Source organism: Bradyrhizobium sp. (genome assembly GCF_035935975.1).
Taxonomy (GTDB): Bacteria; Pseudomonadota; Alphaproteobacteria; order Rhizobiales; family Xanthobacteraceae; genus Bradyrhizobium.
Window position 1 is genome coordinate 1 of record NZ_DASYWN010000025.1, and the last position, 16,962, is coordinate 16,962.

Annotated in this window: 13 protein-coding genes; 7 read left to right on the forward strand and 6 right to left on the reverse strand. The window is 66.0% G+C overall.

All coding sequences use genetic code 11. The features are described 5' to 3' along the window. Positions 1-217 precede the first annotated feature (217 nt). A complete protein-coding gene (locus tag VGR99_RS13470; protein ID WP_326898864.1) occupies positions 218-4,027 on the reverse strand; it encodes a DUF3971 domain-containing protein in 3,810 nt (1,269 codons plus the stop codon). A gap of 195 nt (positions 4,028-4,222) precedes the next feature. Here VGR99_RS13470 and VGR99_RS13475 point away from each other — a divergent pair, with 195 nt between their 5' ends. Continuing rightward, entirely contained in the window at positions 4,223-4,903 is a 681-nt protein-coding gene (locus VGR99_RS13475) for a peroxiredoxin (RefSeq protein ID WP_326898865.1), read from the forward strand. Positions 4,904-5,014: 111 nt separating this feature from the next. Continuing rightward, entirely contained in the window at positions 5,015-6,379 is a 1,365-nt protein-coding gene (locus VGR99_RS13480; RefSeq protein WP_326898866.1) for a M23 family metallopeptidase, read from the forward strand. A 37-nt stretch (positions 6,380-6,416) separates the two neighbouring features. On the opposite strand, the gene VGR99_RS13485 is transcribed toward VGR99_RS13480, so the two are convergent. Together VGR99_RS13485 and VGR99_RS13490 are read right to left on the reverse strand one after the other, a co-directional pair. Beyond that, positions 6,417-7,631, reverse strand: a complete 1,215-nt coding sequence (locus tag VGR99_RS13485; protein WP_326898867.1) for a DUF5666 domain-containing protein — start codon at positions 7,629-7,631, stop codon at positions 6,417-6,419. Continuing rightward, the gene (locus tag VGR99_RS13490; RefSeq protein WP_326898868.1) at positions 7,628-8,503 is read right to left on the reverse strand and encodes a DUF6502 family protein; all 876 of its coding nucleotides are present in this window, start codon (positions 8,501-8,503) and stop codon (positions 7,628-7,630) included. Before VGR99_RS13490 ends, VGR99_RS13485 begins: the two co-directional genes overlap by 4 nt. Before the next feature lie 125 nt (positions 8,504-8,628). Between VGR99_RS13490 and VGR99_RS13495 the strand changes: the two genes are divergently transcribed. From VGR99_RS13495 to VGR99_RS13515, 5 genes are read left to right on the forward strand one after another with little or no spacing between them, the layout of a single operon-like run. Next, positions 8,629-8,790 carry a hypothetical protein gene (locus VGR99_RS13495; protein WP_326898869.1) on the forward strand — a complete coding sequence of 54 codons (162 nt, stop codon included), beginning with the start codon at positions 8,629-8,631 and terminating at the stop codon, positions 8,788-8,790. 10 nt (positions 8,791-8,800) lie between these two features. Further along, positions 8,801-10,729, forward strand: coding sequence for a glycosyltransferase (locus VGR99_RS13500; RefSeq protein ID WP_326898870.1), 1,929 nt, complete (start codon positions 8,801-8,803; stop codon positions 10,727-10,729). Between the two features lie 3 nt (positions 10,730-10,732). After that, positions 10,733-11,473 carry an ABC transporter ATP-binding protein gene (locus VGR99_RS13505; protein WP_326898871.1) on the forward strand — a complete coding sequence of 247 codons (741 nt, stop codon included), beginning with the start codon at positions 10,733-10,735 and terminating at the stop codon, positions 11,471-11,473. Continuing rightward, complete coding sequence (locus tag VGR99_RS13510) at positions 11,470-12,864, forward strand: glycosyltransferase family 1 protein (protein ID WP_326898872.1); 1,395 nt, start codon at positions 11,470-11,472, stop codon at positions 12,862-12,864. Before VGR99_RS13505 ends, VGR99_RS13510 begins: the two co-directional genes overlap by 4 nt. After that, complete coding sequence (locus tag VGR99_RS13515; RefSeq protein WP_326898873.1) at positions 12,861-14,150, forward strand: O-antigen ligase family protein; 1,290 nt, start codon at positions 12,861-12,863, stop codon at positions 14,148-14,150. Before VGR99_RS13510 ends, VGR99_RS13515 begins: the two co-directional genes overlap by 4 nt. Here VGR99_RS13515 and VGR99_RS13520 read toward each other — a convergent pair whose 3' ends face one another. From VGR99_RS13520 to VGR99_RS13530, 3 genes are all read right to left on the reverse strand, one after another. Next, positions 14,151-15,386: an ABC transporter substrate-binding protein gene (locus VGR99_RS13520; RefSeq protein WP_326898874.1), complete on the reverse strand. Its 1,236-nt coding sequence runs from the start codon at positions 15,384-15,386 to the stop codon at positions 14,151-14,153. A 108-nt stretch (positions 15,387-15,494) separates the two neighbouring features. Continuing rightward, positions 15,495-16,406 carry a DMT family transporter gene (locus tag VGR99_RS13525; RefSeq protein ID WP_326898875.1) on the reverse strand — a complete coding sequence of 304 codons (912 nt, stop codon included), beginning with the start codon at positions 16,404-16,406 and terminating at the stop codon, positions 15,495-15,497. Between the two features lie 100 nt (positions 16,407-16,506). Next, positions 16,507-16,962: a hypothetical protein gene (locus VGR99_RS13530; RefSeq protein WP_326898876.1), complete on the reverse strand. Its 456-nt coding sequence runs from the start codon at positions 16,960-16,962 to the stop codon at positions 16,507-16,509.

A 16,962-nucleotide genomic window follows, 5' to 3' on the forward strand; every position in this document is an offset into this window, starting at 1 on the left:
GAAGGAACGCCCCCCTTTTTGCAGGCGACGGTCGCCAAACCGTCCCAGTCCAGTCTCCATGCTGTCCTCCTAGCCAGTCGGACAACACGGAATCAGACATCCTTCCCGTCTTCAACCTCGATGTGTGAATGCCGTAGCGCAAGCGGGAGAGGGAGCGGATCTTACCCTGCGGCCGCAATCGAATCTGACCAGCTACGAACCACAACGATCTCCGCCGCTATCGCCGCGTGAGGCTGCAGCCGCTCGATAGCTGACGGGTCGATCCGGTCGAAGAGCCGTCATTCGACTGCGAGGGGAATTCCTCGAACGGCGAGTTCTGCTTGCCGGTGTTGAACTCCATGATCTTGCGGGTCACGCCGGGAAAGATCGCGGAGATCGGATTGACGCGCATCACCGGGGCGGCCGGCGTGCCGACGACCTCGTAGGTCACACCGATCAATCCCTCTTTATCGCCAGCACCCAGGAACAACCCGAGCACCGGAATCTGTCCGAACATGTTGTTCAATCCGTACATCGGCACGAAGGTGCCGCTCATGCACACCTGGTTGCCGGGATAGTCGATCGAGCCCTCAATGGTGGCGCCGATCATCGGACCCTTGACCACGCCGTCGCGGACAGTCAGCGCGCCATTCTGACGGATGAACTCGGCGCGGAGCGCGGTGAAGGAGACGCCATTCCCCGTACCATTCGGAGCGCCTGCAGCCACCCGCTCGAGCTGCGCCTCGCCCTTCACCGTGAAGTCACGCACGTTGATCAGACCCTCGCGCGAGGTGTTCGCGTCGGATGTCGGCGGCTCCATCGCCACCACCATCTGGCCGCCGATCGCCTTGGTGTAGGTGTCGGTGAAGCGCAGCAGCGCGCCGGCATCGTTGGTCTGGAGGTAGATCACCTCGCGGTTGCCCTGCGCGCGGCCGCCGCGCAGATCCGCCGCAACAGGCGTGTCCTTGCCGATCTTGCCGCTCAGCGTGAAGGCCTTGATGGCCCCGCCGCGCTTCGACATCTTGGCGTCGACGCTGCGCATCGCCTCGCCGTTGAAGCCTGCGACTGCCCCGAGCTTCACGTCGATGTCGAAATCGACGTTCTTCAGCTTGCTCTTGGCATCGTCCTTGGAATTGCCTGAGATCGCCGACTTCAGGAAGCCGCGGCCGTCGAACACGTCGCCGCGCATGGTGCCGCGCACGACGCCGTCCTGGCTGCGCTCGACCTTCAACGAGGCCTTGTCGCCGTCGGACGGCGAATAGGTCGGGAAGTTTGCATTGATGAGATCGCCGTTCGGATCGACCTCGAGCGATCCCTTGATCGAAGCGCCGCCGCCTTCGATGACGATGTCCTCGAAGCGGGTCGACTGCGCCGTCGGCACCACCTTGAAGCTGGCCTTGCCCGACTTGCCCGGCAGCTTGACCCAGCCGGGCAGGATGTTGTCGAGCTTGACCGAGGTCAGGTCGGCCTCGACGCCAAGCTTCGTCGTCTGGTCGGGACCGCCGGCGATCTTGCCCGACAGCTTGATCGGCAGCGTACCGCTCACGGCGGGGCTGAGATCGAAGCCGAGGCGCGCGCGGCTCGCATCGTCCAGCGTCGCCTGCAGGCGGACATCGGCGTCGCCTTCGGCCGGCTTGCGGTAGTCGAGCGAGGCCGCCTGGCCGTTGATCTTGACGTCGCCCTTGACCTGGTAGCCCTGGTTGTTGGCTGCGATCTTGAGGTTGTTGGCCTCCAGCTTCTGGTTCATCACCAGCTTTTCGGCGGAGAAACCGTTGAGATCGGCGGTCACCGCATAAGCGGTATCGGCCTTGGTCAACTCGCCCTTGACCGGCAGGTTGAGCTGGATGTTCGCCGAGAACGTGCCCTTGCTGGTGTTGGGATCGACCACGGTCGACGACAGATCGCTCAGCCGATCATTGGAGAGCATCTCGGCCGCCGCCGGCACCGGTCCGTCGACGCGGAATCGGGTGCGCGACGGCGACGGCTTGGGCGCCATGTCGGGCACCTCGAAGGTGAAGTCCGAGATCGTGATCTTGCGGCCGGCCGGCGTGTCGGCGACGCCCTGCCCGATATTCACGGTCGCGGTGCGCCCGGTCACGCGCGCCTTCAGGTCGGCATCGTGCACGACGGGCATGCCGTCGACGGGGCGGACCGCGACGCCGCTCGCCACGATGTTGACCGACAGGCCGTCGTCCGGAATCGGCGGGCCTTTGCGCGGCAGGTTCTTCGTCGGCGAGTTGATCCCGATCTCGATGCGCTGGAGCGTGCCGCGCTCGATCCGCTCGATCACCCATTCGCGCAACTCGGGCACGACGAGCGTCGGCCACATCCGCTTCATCGCGGAGGCCGACATCGGCGTGCCCGCAAAGCCCAGCGTCAGCCGCGGCTCGCCGGAATAGTCGATGGCGCCGGTGCCGGCGACGCCGATCTCGCCGTTGGAGATATCGGCCTGCGTCAGCAGCAGACGCTTGTGGTCGGTGTCGAAGCGGAAGCCGATCGCGATCCGGTTGAAGACGAGCGGCGGCTCGTTGTCGATGCCGCCGAGCAGGATCGATCCACCGCTGAAGCCGAGCTGCCAGTCGTTGATGCTGCCGTTCGGCGGCTCGAGATGCGCCAGCAGCGTCAGGCGGTTGGCGCCCGAGAGAATCTTGAACGGGGCGACCAGCACGCGCCGGTTGGCGTCCCACTCGACATTGATCTCGGCGGAGTCGATCGCCATCGGATAGTCGGGCGTGTCGGTGTCGATGATGTTGCCCGCGCCGACCGTGACCTTGCCGCGGAAGAAGGTCGGCACGCCGTCGCGGCCGAGCTCGCCCTTGAGCTCGCCCGTCAGCGGCAGATCGGCGGTATAGGTGAGGTCCTTGACCCGCAGCGCCAGGAGGATGTTGGAGGTCGAGACCTTGTCGGCGCGAATGTCGACCGAGCGCACGCCGTTCTCGGCGGGGCCGATCGTGGCGCGCAGCAACCACGGGCGCGCGCCCTCTTCGCCGAGGCTGAGCGTGACGCCACCGCGGGCCGGCCGGCGCAGGCTGAGCGTGATGTTCTCGAACGACCATTTGCTGCCGCGCTGCTGATCGTCGACGATCAGGTTGCCGTTCTTCAGACCGATCTCGTTGAGGTTCTGGCCATCGAGGCCGGTCATGCTCAAGCTGTCGAGCCAGTCGAGGCCCTGGAGAATTCCGCTCTGCGCTGTCGCCTGAGGCGCGGCTTGCGACGCGTCCGGGCCCGCCGGCGCGGTGGCGAAGGGCGGGGGCGGGACGCCGTTGCGCGGGAATGTCGGCGGCAGGCCCGCGTCCTTCTTGGAGGCAACACCGGTTGCCAGCGGCTTTGCCGTGTCGCCGGCGGACACCGTGACGGTGCCGTCGGGCGCAATGCGGATCGCAAGCTCGGCGTCTACGAGATTGAGGCTCTCGGCGCGCAGATGGCCCATCAGGAGACCCGCGCCCGACAGCCTCACCTCGGCCTTCGGCGCGGTGGCGACGATGGCATGGTCGTGGTCGCGGACGACGATGTCGCGGATGCGGACGGCGATGCGGACCCGGCCGGCCCGCTCGATCTGGGTGCCGCCGACCTCAACCGTATTGCCGTGACCGATATTGTCCTCGATCGCAGCCGCGAGCCAGGGCGTCGCGATGTCGAGATTGATGGGACCGGCGCCGAGCCGCCACCACAGCGCACCGAAGCAGCCCACGAAGATGACGATCAGGGCGCCGACGACAATTGCGATCCGGCGAAGCCAGCGTCCGCTCGGCAGCGACCGCCGAACCGAGGAGAAGCCGCCGACGCGAAAGCGCGAATTGGAACGCGACAAGAGGCGGCGCGCGCGATGACCCGCCTCCTCGTCCTCCTGATCTTGATCCCAGTCGGCCTCGTCCCACTCCGGCGGTTCTTGATGGCCGCCGCGCCGATCGAAATCCCGATTGTGATCCTGGGGCGACGTATTCCTTGCCATTGCCTCTCGATACAGGCGCCCATCGTATGACTGAGCGCCGCCCGGACCGCAGCCGTCCACGGGGATCGAAGCACCCCGCGCCGGCGCTGCCGCCATACCTCGAATATTCCTGCTGTTCGTCATTTCGCCCCGGGAGCGCGTTCAACGAGCAGTGGGGTGGTGCGTGGAATTCCTTGTAACCATACTCCGGCGCCGTCAGACTTGCCCAGCCAAGGGCGCGAATCCGGCGTGCCGGACGAGAGCTGCAATACCGCTTTGGTTGACCCGCCGAAAGCGTCGAAAGGAAGGCGTATGTCCAAGAAATCCCGAAAGAAATCGTCCAAAGCGCCCTCCGGCAGTCCGACGGCTAAAAAGAAGACAGTGAAAGCGCGGACATCAACTCAAACGAAATCCGCGAAAACGGCGCGGGCGCCGGCCAGCAAATCAAAGGCGACCATAGCAAAGACAGCATCGCATGGGGCCGCATCGAAACAGTTAAATTCCTCCAAATCGGCTGCCGCGGCGAAAGGGTCCCTGGCCGAGGGCCAGAAGGCCCCGGCCTTCCGCCTGCCCCGCGACGGCGGCAGCGTCGCCACGCTCTCGGACTACGCCGGCCGGAAGCTCGTCCTGTTTTTCTACCCCCGCGCCGACACACCCGGCTGCACCCGGGAGGCCATCGACTTCACCCGCCTGGCTGGCGACTTCGCCAAAGCAGGCACCGCCGTGCTCGGCATTTCCGCGGATTCGTTAAAGGCCCAGGAGAAGTTTCGCGACAAGCACAGCCTCGGCGTCCCCCTGATCTCGGACGAGCAGCACGAGATGCTGGAGGCGTATGGCGCCTGGGGCGAAAAATCCATGTACGGCAAGAGCTTCCTCGGGATTCTTCGCACCACGGTGCTGGTCGGGAGTGACGGCAAGGTGGCCAAGGTCTGGCGCAACGTCCGGGTCGACGGACATGCCGATCAGGTGCTGGAAGCGGCAAGAAGTCTTTAACCAGCCCGTTAAGTTCTAACGGTTCCATTTCCGGAAAATTAACCATGACTGGCCCAGATTGCTGCGGCAATTGAGCCGCAAGGAACCCATCCGACCGGCGCGGGAGTGCCGATGTCGAAAAGTTCTGCCCAATACTCCCCGTACCCCCAGCATCACCCTCACGAACACGGACGAGCCTTCCAGCGTCGTCCTGCCGCCGCGGTGACAGCCGCGATCCCCCTTCCCGCGGCCGACGACGCCTACACCATCGTGCATCACGGCAAGCAGGTCCGCCTCGGACCCGTGGTGTTCTGGATCGTGGTCGGCACCGTCGTACTGCTCGGCCTGTGGTCGGCCGCGACCGCCACCTATTTCGCCTTCCGCGACGACGTCCTCACCCGGCTGATCGCCCGTCAGGCCGAGATGCAGTACGCCTATGAGGACCGCATCGCGGAGCTGCGCGCCAAGGTCGACCGCACCACCAGCCGGCAGCTGCTCGACCAGGAGCAGTTCGACCAGAAGCTCGACCAGATCATGAAGCGCCAGACGGCGCTGGAGTCCCGGGCGACGGCGCTTGGCGCCATGCCTGACGTGACCGGATCGATTCCCCGCTCGACGCAGCAGCGTGGCGACGCCGGCCAGGCCACGACGCAGGGCACGCCCAAACCGTCGCCGATCAGCGACACCGTGATCTTCGTGGCGCCGCCGGATCGCGAAGCGCGGCTTGAGTCGCGCGCGCCGGCCGCGATGGCGCCGCCGACCAGTCAGTTCGCCAAGAACCAGGGTTTTGACAATGTCCTGGTCCGGCTCACGACCTCTCTCGACCAGGTCGAGCGTCGCCAGATCGCGGCACTCAGCGCCGTCGAGGAAGGCATGGATTCGCGCATGCGCCGGATGCGCGGCGTCGTCAGCGATCTCGGTCTGAACCTCGCCAATCTCGAAGCCGCCGTGCCGCGCAGCGCCATGGGCGGCCCGTTCGTGCCGGTCAAGCTGACGGCCAATGCCGGACCATTCGAAAAGCAGCTCAACCGCATCAACGTCACCCGCGCCGAGATGGACCGGCTCAATCGCACGCTGGCGCTGGTGCCCTATCGCAAGCCCGTCATCGGCGAGGTCGAGTTCACCTCCGGCTTCGGCGTGCGCAGCGATCCCTTCCTCGGCCGGCCCGCGATGCACACCGGTCTCGACTTCCGCGCCGCCACCGGCGATCCCGTCCGCGTCACCGCTTACGGCAAGGTGGTCTCGGCCGCATGGTCCGGCGGCTACGGCCGCATGGTCGAGGTCGATCACGGCAACGGACTGTCGACCCGCTACGGCCATCTCTCCGAGATCAGTGTCAAGGTCGGTGAGATCGTGAAGATCGGTCAGGTCGTCGGCCTCGTCGGCTCCACCGGCCGTTCCACCGGCCCGCATCTGCACTATGAAACCCGCATCGACGGCGAAGCGGTCGATCCGCAGAGGTTCTTGCGCGCGGGCGTGCGTCTCAGCGCGGGCTAAGCCCGCGCTATTTCCTTTTTGCGAGACAGGCGGCCCTTTAGCGCCGGCCGCCGCCCATTCCGCCTCCCGGCCCGCCGGGACCTCCGAAGCCGCCACCACCCATGCCGCCGCCGGGCCCCATCGGCCCGCCGGGCGCGCCCATGCCGCCGGGACCTGACGGACCACCCGATGGCGCCGAGCCGGGGTTTGCGCCTGGGCTCGATCCAGGCGCAGCTCCGCCGGGGGCGCCCGGTGCGCCGGGCTGACCACCGCCGGGATTCGGCGTGGTGCGACCAGGATGCAGGATCGAGCCGCCGCCCGACCGGTTGGGACCACCGGCGCCACCAGGCCCCTGCTTCGGCGCCGCCGGGAACTGGCCACCGACGGCCTGCGCCGAGTCGAGCTGCAGACCGCGCGAGCGATCGAACACGCCATTGACCACCATGCGCGCTTCGCCCGCCGCAGGCCCGAACCGCGAGCCGTCGCGCGCGACCAGCCCGGAGCCGAGCTGGAGGTTTGCGCCCGCCCGCTGCACATAGGCTTCGATCGAGAGCCGGCTCGCGCCGACGAGATCCGAGAAATCGTCGATCCGCGTGCGCGCGGCCTGCAGTGACCCCTGGCTCGCGCTGCCCTCGATCTGGACGCGCTGGCCAACCAATAGCGGATCGACGCCGCTCAGCCTGAGCCCGCCGATATGCAGACCATCCGGCCCGCGCTCGACCAGACCTGTGACGCGCGCCGCCGCATCGCGCCGCGGCTCGACCAGGCTGGCGACGATGACGCCGTCGGTGCGGCGCAAGCCGTAGACGGCGACCTGGCTGCCGGCGCGGAGCTTGGCTTCCTTGTCGCTTGCGACGATCTTCTGGCCGAGCACGGTGAGCTCGTTGCCTTTCACCTGCTCGACCGGACCGGAAACCTCGCTGGCAATCGTGATGTTGCGCGTGACCAGCGTGCCGTCGGCCTGACGGGTCGCGACCACGCGCGCGAGCTGGCCGATGCGCAGTGCCTTGGCGCTGGCCGCCTCGCCGTCGATCCGGACCGGAACGTCGCTCGCATAGGTGACGCGCTCGCCGTTGACGTAGATGCTGCCGAAGCGCTGGATCACGCCGACGATTCCGGTGCCGCCGATGCCGTGATCATCGCCGCGCGTCAGCCCGGTGCCGCCGATGCCCTGGTCGGTGCCGCGCCCGCTCTGCGCACGGGCGATCGCGGTGCCGGCGAGCCAGAGTCCGGTCAGCAGCAGGCGGCGGGAAATCAGCGGCGGGCGGCTCATGAGGAGCTGCCCTCCTTGCCGCCGTCCTTGCCGTCGCTCTCCTCATCGGCGTCTTCGCTGTAGATGTAGATGCCGAAGTTCCAGCGGGCATCGCCGCCCTTGTCCTTGGCGAGCGCGCGGTTGGCTTCGCGATTGGCGGTCTTCAGCGCGTCCATCGCGAGCTCGCGCGAACGCGCCTCGAGGCGACGCGCCAGCTTCGGCGAGATGTTGTTGTAGTGCACCGCGCGTTCGAGGAAGCGCGGCCCGTCCGAGACGTTCTGCGCGGCGGCTGCGATGTGGTCGTGCAGGTTGCGGCCGAGATAATGCCACTTGCTGTCGTCCTCGCCCGACGGGACGAAGGCGGCCTCGACCAGCTCGATCTCGTCATTGTCGTTGATGGTGACGAGCTTGCGGTCGACCCATTCGTCGAGCACCGCGCGCGGCCGGACGTCCTTGGTGACGGAGGCGACGAGTTGCTCGAATGACGGCGCATCGCCCTCGGCGGTGCGCGGCAGCGCGAGCGGCTCGCCCTTGGCGTCGGTGAATTCGGGCGCGGCGAGCCAGCGCGCGATCACGGCGCTGGTCAGCGACACCGCAGCCGGCGCCTCGTGCACGGGCGCCCCCGCGCCGCGCAGCCGCGCCACCTCCTTGCGATGGATGCCGGTGAGCAGGCTGACGCGGCTGTCGGTCTGCTCCTTTCCCTCCAGCGCGAAATCATGCTCGGCGACGTTGACGAAAAGTTCGCGAAGCAGCTGCGCCAGCGCCGGAAAGGTCATGCCGCTGCGGATGCAGAGCCGCACCAGCGGGCGCAGCAGCCGCGCCAGCGGCGCGTGCAGCTTCGCGGCGGCATTCGGCTGTGGCGCCGCTGCTTTGGACCCGGACTTGGCATTCATGTCTGAATTGTACCTGCGCCTCACGTGGGACACAATCCCACATTTTCCCGATTTCGGATTGACGTGGTAAATTTTCCCACATATACGAGACGCCACTGAGGGGCGCGACGTAAAGGGACTCACCCATGGCTGACCGCTTGGTCCGCAATTCCACTTCGCTGCGTGCTGTGCCGGCTCCCGATTGGGGGCGCGGCGCCATCGAGCCGATGCTGCCCGCGCTGCTGCGCGGCGTGATCTTCATCTCGGTGCTGGCCGCACCGTTCGTCGCAGCGCTTCTCGCAGGCTGAGCGCGCCACCATGCATCACAGCCACGAAACCCCGCGCCGTCCGTCGGTCCTGCACATCTTCAAGATCTACTATCCCGACCTGTTCGGCGGCACGCTGACCGTGATCCGCGACATCTGCACGAGCCTGAAGGACGCTTTCGCCTCCGCCGTGCTGGTCTGTTCGAAATCGGCCGAGCGACGCGACATCGTCGTCGACGACGTGCCGGTCGAGCGCGTGCGATCGTTCGGCAACGTGATGTCGCTGCCCGCAGCCCCCACCTATCCCTGGCGCCTGTGGCGCAAAATGGCCGAGCACGATCTGCTCGCGCTCCACGCCCCCTTCCCGCTCGCCGACCTCGTCTTCGCCTTCGGGTTCGGCGCCAGGCGGCCGCTGGTGGTGCACTGGCACGCCGACATCGTCACCCATTCCGGCCTGCGCTGGCTCATCGCCCCCTTGATGCGGCGAACACTGCGCCGCGCCAAGGCGATCATCGTGTCGGACCATGCGCTGGTCGACAACACGCCGTTGCTCCGCGAATTCGAGGACAAGTGCCACGTGGTGCCGTTCGGTATCGACACTTCGGGCTATGACTGGCCGAAGATCGAGCCGCACCATGTCAACGATCGCGGCCGCCTCGTGATCGCCTGCGGCCGGCTCGTGCCCTACAAGGGTTTCGACGTGCTGATCCGCGCCGCAGCTGCCCACAATTTCGAGGTCTGGATCATCGGCGAAGGCGTCGAGCGGCCGCGGCTCGAGGAACTGATCCGCTTCCACGGCCTCGGCGAACGCGTCCGCCTGCTCGGCTCGGTCAATGATAGCGAGCGCATCAAGCTGATGTGCCTCGCCGACGTCTTCGTGATGCCGTCGGTGACCAATGCCGAGACCTTCGGCCTGGTCCAGCTCGAGGCCATGGCCGCCGGCCGCCCGGTCGTGAACACCGCGCTCGACACCGCGGTGCCGCGCGTCGCCCGCCACGGCGTGGAGGCGATCACCGTGCCGCCGGGCGATGCCGAGAAGCTGGGCGAAGCGATCGACACCCTGATCCGCGATTCCGAGCGTCGCCGCCGCATGGGACTTGCAGCCCGCACCCGTGCCCTCACCCGCTATTCGGCTACAGCCTTCAAGCAGGGCATGGAGGCCGTCTACCGCGATGCCGTCGCCGCATCCAACGAGGAGCGGTCGCCGACCAGCGAACCGCCGCAGGCGGCCGGCTGGCTGGACACCGTCAAGATCGCCGCGGCGCTGGCCTGGTCCGACATGCGGCACCGCTATGTCCGCTCGCTGCTCGGCCCGTTCTGGATGTCGCTGCAGATGGCGATCGTGGTTGTGGTGCTGGGCTCGGTCATCGGCCAGATGTCGAACGCCAACATGCTGTCACGCCTGCCGATGCTGGCGCTGTCGATGACGGCGTGGACTTTTCTCAACAGTGTCGTGCTCGATGCGACCACGGCGCTGCAGAACTCGGCTGGCCTGATCCGCGACCGGGCCCTTCCGCCAGTCATCTTCCTCCTGCAATGCACGTTCCGCCAGGCGCTGTTCGCGCTGCATAATGCCTGCGTGCCGCTGCTGCTCTGGCTGATCCTGTCGCCGCACGACCTCTCGCACGCGCTGGCCGCGCTGCCGGGCCTGCTGCTCTTCGTGGCCTGCACCTTTGCCCTGAGCCTCGTTCTCGGCGCCATGGCGACGCGCTACCGCGACCTCAAGCCGATCATCGAATCCACGCTGATGCTCGCCTTCCTCGCCTCGCCCGTGATCTGGTCGTCGGACATGATCAACCACCGCTCGACGGTGATGCGGCTCAATCCGCTGACACATCTGTTCGCGGTATGGCGCGAACCGCTGGCGGGCGGCCATGTCGATCCCGTCAGCATCATCTACGTGCTGGTCGCGCTGGCGCTGCTGATCGGCGCGAGCGTCCTGACGCTCGTCCATCTGCGCAAAGCTGCATTCTGGATCTGACGCATGGTCTCGATCAGCCTACGCAACGTCAGTCTCGATTACCCGCTCTACGGCGCCTACGACTACTCGCTGAAGCGGCGGCTGCTCGGACACATCATCCGCGAGCCGGGCGAGATGCGGATCATCCGCGCCGTCGACAACGTCACGATCGAGGCAGAAGCAGGCAGCCGCATCGGGCTGGCCGGTCCCAACGGCTCCGGCAAGTCGACGCTGCTGCGGCTGATCGCCGGCGTCTATCCGCCGAGCAGCGGCAGCATTGCGGTCAAGGGCAACATCGTGCCCCTGCTCGGCCTCAATGCCGGCGTCAACCTCGATTTCGTGGCCGAGGACAACATCGCGCTGCTGCTGCGGATCAGCGGCCGCAAGCCGACCCGCGCCGTGATCGACGAGATCTGGGCCTTCACCGAGCTCGAGAGGCGCATGCGGCGGCTGCCGTTGCGGATGTTCTCCTCGGGCATGCTGATGCGGGTGCTGTTCGCGACCGCCACCGCCTTTCCGGCCGACATCCTCCTGCTCGACGAATGGCTCAGCGTGGTCGACGAGCATTTTGCCGAGAAGGCACAGGAGCGCCTGTTGAACCTGGTGTCGCAGGCCGCGATCGTGATCATCGCCTCGCACGACCAGCCGCTGCTGCGCCGCACCTGCTCCAGCATCATCAATCTCGATCACGGCCGTATCGCCTCGACCGTCGCGGTCGAGCCGCCGGCCCCGCACCCTTACGAGCTTCGCGAGAAACGCGCATGAAACAGAACATCCTCGTCGTCTCCGAAGCGCTGGGCGAGCCCAACCACAAGCGCGGCATCTTCCACTTCACCCGCGAATTGATGCGCTCCCTCGCGGCCGAGGGGCATGAGTTGACGCTGCTGGTGGAGACCACGCGGCGCTTCCGCAAGCTGCGACGGCGCGAGCGGCGTACAAAACTGTTTCCGGCAGAGGCGCCCAACATCGAGCTGCTGGCGCTGTACCGCTTCCTCGACGAGGTCAACATGGCCGAGCCGGCCGCGCGCGGCGGCCTGCGCCGCACGCTCGACTGGATCCGCCACAAGGCCACCATGTCGGTGTCGTGGGACTATATCGTCTGCCTGCTGCGCGCGGTCGGCCTGCGCGGCCTCAAGGCCCGGCTGATCGAGAACAGGACGGCCGCGCTCGAATATGTCCCGCCGGATTTGCGCCATCTCGAGCTTTTCCGCGGCTTCCAGCTCGAGCCCGGCTTCTACAGCTATCAGGATTCCTCGGCATTCTTCCTGCTGCCGCCGCCGCGGGTCGATGCGCGCGACTACGACGTCATCGTCGTGGACACGCCGACGCGGGTGGCGATCCGGCGCAAGCCCGGCGCCAAGGTGATTTGCGTCGTCCACGATCTGCTGCCGCTCACCGACCTCAAGCTCAGCGACGTCGCTACGCGGCTGTTCCTGTCGAGGCTCCTCACCAGCCTGCGCCAGGCCGACGAGCTCGCCTTCGTTTCAAACTATAGCATGATGCGGTTCAGGGAACTGTTGCCGCAATTTGCGCACCTGCCGGCGCGGGTCGTGTATCCCCGCACCCGGTTCGACGCCCCGGATGTCCTACACCTGCCAGCCCCGTCGGGGCGTCCGGGGCGGCCGAGCTTCGTCGTCATCGTCTCGAACGAGCCGCGCAAGAACGTCGCCACCGTGATCCGCGCCTTTCGCGGCGTGCCCCAGGCCGATCTCGTCGTGATCGGCTATGCCGGCGAGACCAGCCGGATGCGCAATCTGCCGCAAAACGTCCGCTTCGCCGGCTATGTCGACGAGCCCGAAAAGGCCGCGCTGATCGCTGACGCCCACGGCCTGATCATGCCGAGCTATGCCGAAGGCTTTGGCGTCCCGATCATCGAGGCGCTGGCGGCGAACACGCCGGTGCTGTGCTCCGACATCGCGGTGTTTCGTGAGGTCGCCGGCGAGCTTGCCGACTATTTCGATCCGTTCTCGACCGATTCTATCGCAGCCTCCGTCACCCGCGTGCTGACACGGCAGGAGGAGTGCCGCGGCAGGATCCGCGCGCGGCGCCACGAACTGGCCGAGCGCTTCGGCTACGAGACCCAGGCCCGCGATTTCCTCGGGCATCATGTGCCCGCCGAAAGCCTCGCCACCGCGAAACTCGCATCCTACGGATGACCGCCGACTCCGCGACGTGGTCCGATCCCGCCGATCGGCAAGGCGGCGGGAGCCGGTGGCGGGCACTCGGCCGGTCACCCGCGCTGGCCCGGACGGCGGATGTGCTGGTCATTCTGATCGCGGCGTCACTGCCATGGTCCACCAGCGCCCCTTCGATCTTCGTCGGGCTCTGGCTGCTCGCGGTCACGCCGACCATCGACTGGCGCGCCTATGGGCGCGAGTTGCTGCGGCCCGCGTTCGCGCTGCCCTTCGCGCTCCTGCTGCTCGCGCTGGTGGGGACGCTGTGGTCGGATGGTGCCTGGGCTGACCGGCTGCACGCGATCAAGCCGGTCGCAAAGCTCGTGCTGATTCCGCCGCTGCTCTACCATTTCAGCCGGTCGGAGCGCGGCCTTTGGGTTGGCCTCGCCTTTCTCGCTTCATGCGCGCTGCTTGCGGTGTTCTCCTGGGTCGTGCTGTTCAATCCCGCCTGGAAGATCACCGCGACGGCGTCGACCGGCGTTCCCGTCAAGAACTACATCGACCAGAGCCAGGAATTCACACTGTGCGCCTTTGCACTGGCGCTGCCCGCGCTGACCTTCTGGCGCGGCGGAAGCAGGATCGCGGCAGCCGCATGCATTGCGTTGATCCTGCTGTTCGCCACCAACATGGTGTTCGTCGCCTCGGCCCGCACGGCGCTGCTCTGCATCGCGGTGCTGCTGGCCCTGTTCGCGTGGACGCATCTGAGCCGGCGGGCGACGCTGGTCCTGCTCGCAGGCACGGTCGTCGCGAGCGCGCTTGCCTGGACGACATCGTCCTATCTGCGCCAGCGCATCACCGACATCGCCGTCGAATACCGTCATGGCCATGAGGACATCAGCCGCGCCTCGACCGCGCAACGGCTGACCTATTGGCGCAAGTCGCTTCACGCCTTTGCAAAGGCGCCTCTCATCGGTCACGGCACCGGCTCGATCAAGCGCCAGTTCGAGCGCGCGGCCACCGGCGGAAGTAGCTTGGATGCGGAGATCGTCAGCAATCCCCACAACCAGACCCTCAACGTCGCCGTGCAGTGGGGCGTCCTTGGAATCGTCCTGCTCTACGCGATGTGGATCGCGCATCTCCGCCTGTTCCAGGGCGGCAGCCTTGCCGCCTGGATCGGCCTCGTGGTCGTGGTGCAGAACATCGCTAGCTCGCTGCTGAACTCGCATCTGTTCGATTTTCACGAGGGCTGGATGTATGTGCTGGGTGTCGGCGTCGCCGGCGGCATGGCGCTGAGGGCGAAAGCCGAACGCACGGACAACGGCCCCTGACTACTGGCTACGCTCGTGGCCGACCTCGCCGGTGATGACGTCCCCGAACAGCTCCCAGGCCTGCCCGTTGAAGCGCATCAGCTGCATCTGCTCGATCGGGAAATAATCGTCCGCCGAGGTGTTGACCATGATGCCAGGAAGCATCAGGTCGGTGTGGAAATCCTTCAGGCTCGCGGCCTGCTTCATGACGTTCTCGCGGGTGAGATTGTCGCCGCACTGCTTCAGCACCTGCGCCATCGCCTCGGCCTGGACATAGCCATAGATGTTGTTGGCGTTGGCCTTGTCGCCGTCAGGATAATACTTGTCCATGAACGCGCGCCATTTGATCACGGCCGGGTCCTTGTCCCAGGTCGGATCGGTCGGGTCCTTCAGATAGACCGTCGAGATGATGTCCTTGGAATAGTCGAGCCCGGCGGGCTTGAGCACCGAGGCGACCGAGGTCGCGGTGTTGGCGAGGAAGAACTTTGGCTTCCAGCCGAGCTCACCCACCTTCCGGATCGCCTGCGCCGAGCCCTTTGGCGCGGCCCATGAGAAGAAGATGTCCGCGCCGGAATCGTGCAGCGCCACGATCTGCGAGTCGATCGAGGGATCGCTGACCTCGTAGGACTTGTCGGCGACGATCATGCTCGCCTTGTCGCCGAGCCCGTCCTTCAGACCCTTGAACTGGTCCTTGCCGGCGTCGTCGTTCTGCCAGAACACCGCGATCTTGCCGTTCGGGAAATTGTCGCGGATATATTTTGCGTAGATCCGCCCCTCGCTCTGGTAGTTGGGCTGGAAGCCCATGGTCCAGGGGAAGTTCTTGGGATCGCCGAACTTGGTGCCGCCGGAGGCGACGAAGAGCTGCGGCACCTTCTTGGCGTTCATGTATTTCATGATCGCGGAATTCGAGGGCGTGCCGAGCGGCTGGAAGATCAACAGCACCTCGTCGCTCTCGACCAGCTTGCGCGCCTGCTCGATCGCCTTGGGCGGCGAATAGGCATCGTCATAGCTGATGAAGTTGATCTTGCGGCCGCTGATGCCGCCCTGCTCGTTGATCATCTTGAAATAGGCGGCCTCGGTCTTGCCGATCACGCCATAGGACGACGCCGGCCCGCTATAGGGCATGATGTTGCCGATCTTGATTTCGCTGTCGGAGGCGCCGGGGTCGTATTTCTTTTGCGCCAGGGCCGGTGTCGTGACGAGCACGCCGGCAATGAGAATGGCGAGGGCAGCAAGGCTTTCGCGACGACCCGGCATCGTTCTCTCCCCTATTTTGTAGTCTTGTTTTGCTGGAGAGTGTCGCAAGGAGACTCGCCGCTGGCAAGCGCGACGATTTTCCGCTGCGCGAAACGGTGATGCTGGAACTTACGTGACGCGCCGCAGCAGATTGAGAACGCGTCCATCGATCACGAGCAGCGCACTGCCGATGACGATGGCGCCCGCGATCTCGCGCGCAGAGATCGGCTCGCCCAGCACCAGCCAGCCGAGAAGAATGGCCGTGACGGGAATGAGCAGCGTCACCAGCATCACATTGGTCGCGCCAGAGCGCCGGATGATCTGAAAGAAGACGATGTAGGCGAGCGCGGTGGACAGGCCGGCAAGGCCGAGCACCGCGAGCCAGGTCGTGAGGCCGGGTATCGGCAGATGCCAGGGCTGCTCCACCACGCCGGCGACGACCGCCATCATCACGGTCGATGCCATCAGCTGAAACGCCGCCGTGCCCAGCGGCGGCGAGTCCTTCAACAGCCGCCGCGCCGCGAGTGCCGCAAAGCCATAGCTGAGCGCACCGCCAAGGCAGAGCAGGATGCCGAGCCCCTGCCCCGACCTCGTCTCGACGCCCCATCCGCGCAGGATGATTACGCCGGCAAGGCCCAGCGCCACGCCCGCCACGCGCCGCATTTGCAGAGCTTCTTCACGCGCCGCGGCCATCACCATCACCGTGAACAGCGGCGTGGTCGCATTCAGGATCGACGCCAGGCCGCTTGGGATGAACGTCTGGCCGATCACGATCAGCGAGAACGGGATGACGTTGTTGAGCAGCCCGATCGCGAGGAACGGCTTCCAGCCGGCGACGCCCTTGGGAAAGCTGATCCCCTGCATGCGCAGAAGCGGCAACAGCATGGCCGCACCAAGAACAACGCGTAGGAACACCAGCGTCAGCGGCGGCAACTCCCGCAACGCCGCGCCGTTGAAGAAGAACGAGCCGCCCCAGAGGACGGACAGCACCGCGAGCAGCGACCAGTCTCGCGCGTCAATCCGGCTATCATTTGGGGACATGGCGTCTCACATTGGTGACTGGCCTCACCGCCTAGTACGGCTCGATGAAGATTGCCACCCGATTTCCGACCGAGTGGGGGCCCGGAAACCAGGGCTCAACTTAGCCGGCACGCAATTTGTGGATCAGAGCATTGTCCGCAGCGGGCTCGAAAGTCCATTCAGCGGCGATACACTCAAATGTCTCATCGCGAAAATAGAACAGAAAGTGACGGGACGAAGTCGGAACTCCACGCGCCATCTTCCAATCTGTCGGGTCCATCAAATGGGGATCTGGACCTGCGATCTCGTAGAACTCTCCCCAACCCGGCGCCAGCTTGCTGTAACGGCATTGGCCCCGAAACCAGCCCTCATCGTTGGTTGCTCCGAGACGATAACGGACACAATTCTCGAAACGAAGGACGCCCTCATCTTCTTCCGCAAAGGACTTGAAGACAAAAGGGTTCAGCAAGAAGCGAAGAAGGACATCATGTCCTGATGTGACCACTCGCGGATACGGGGCATTGGGCTCTGCGTTCCACCCCTCATTCAGCTTCCGAAATGACAACCGCTCGGACAT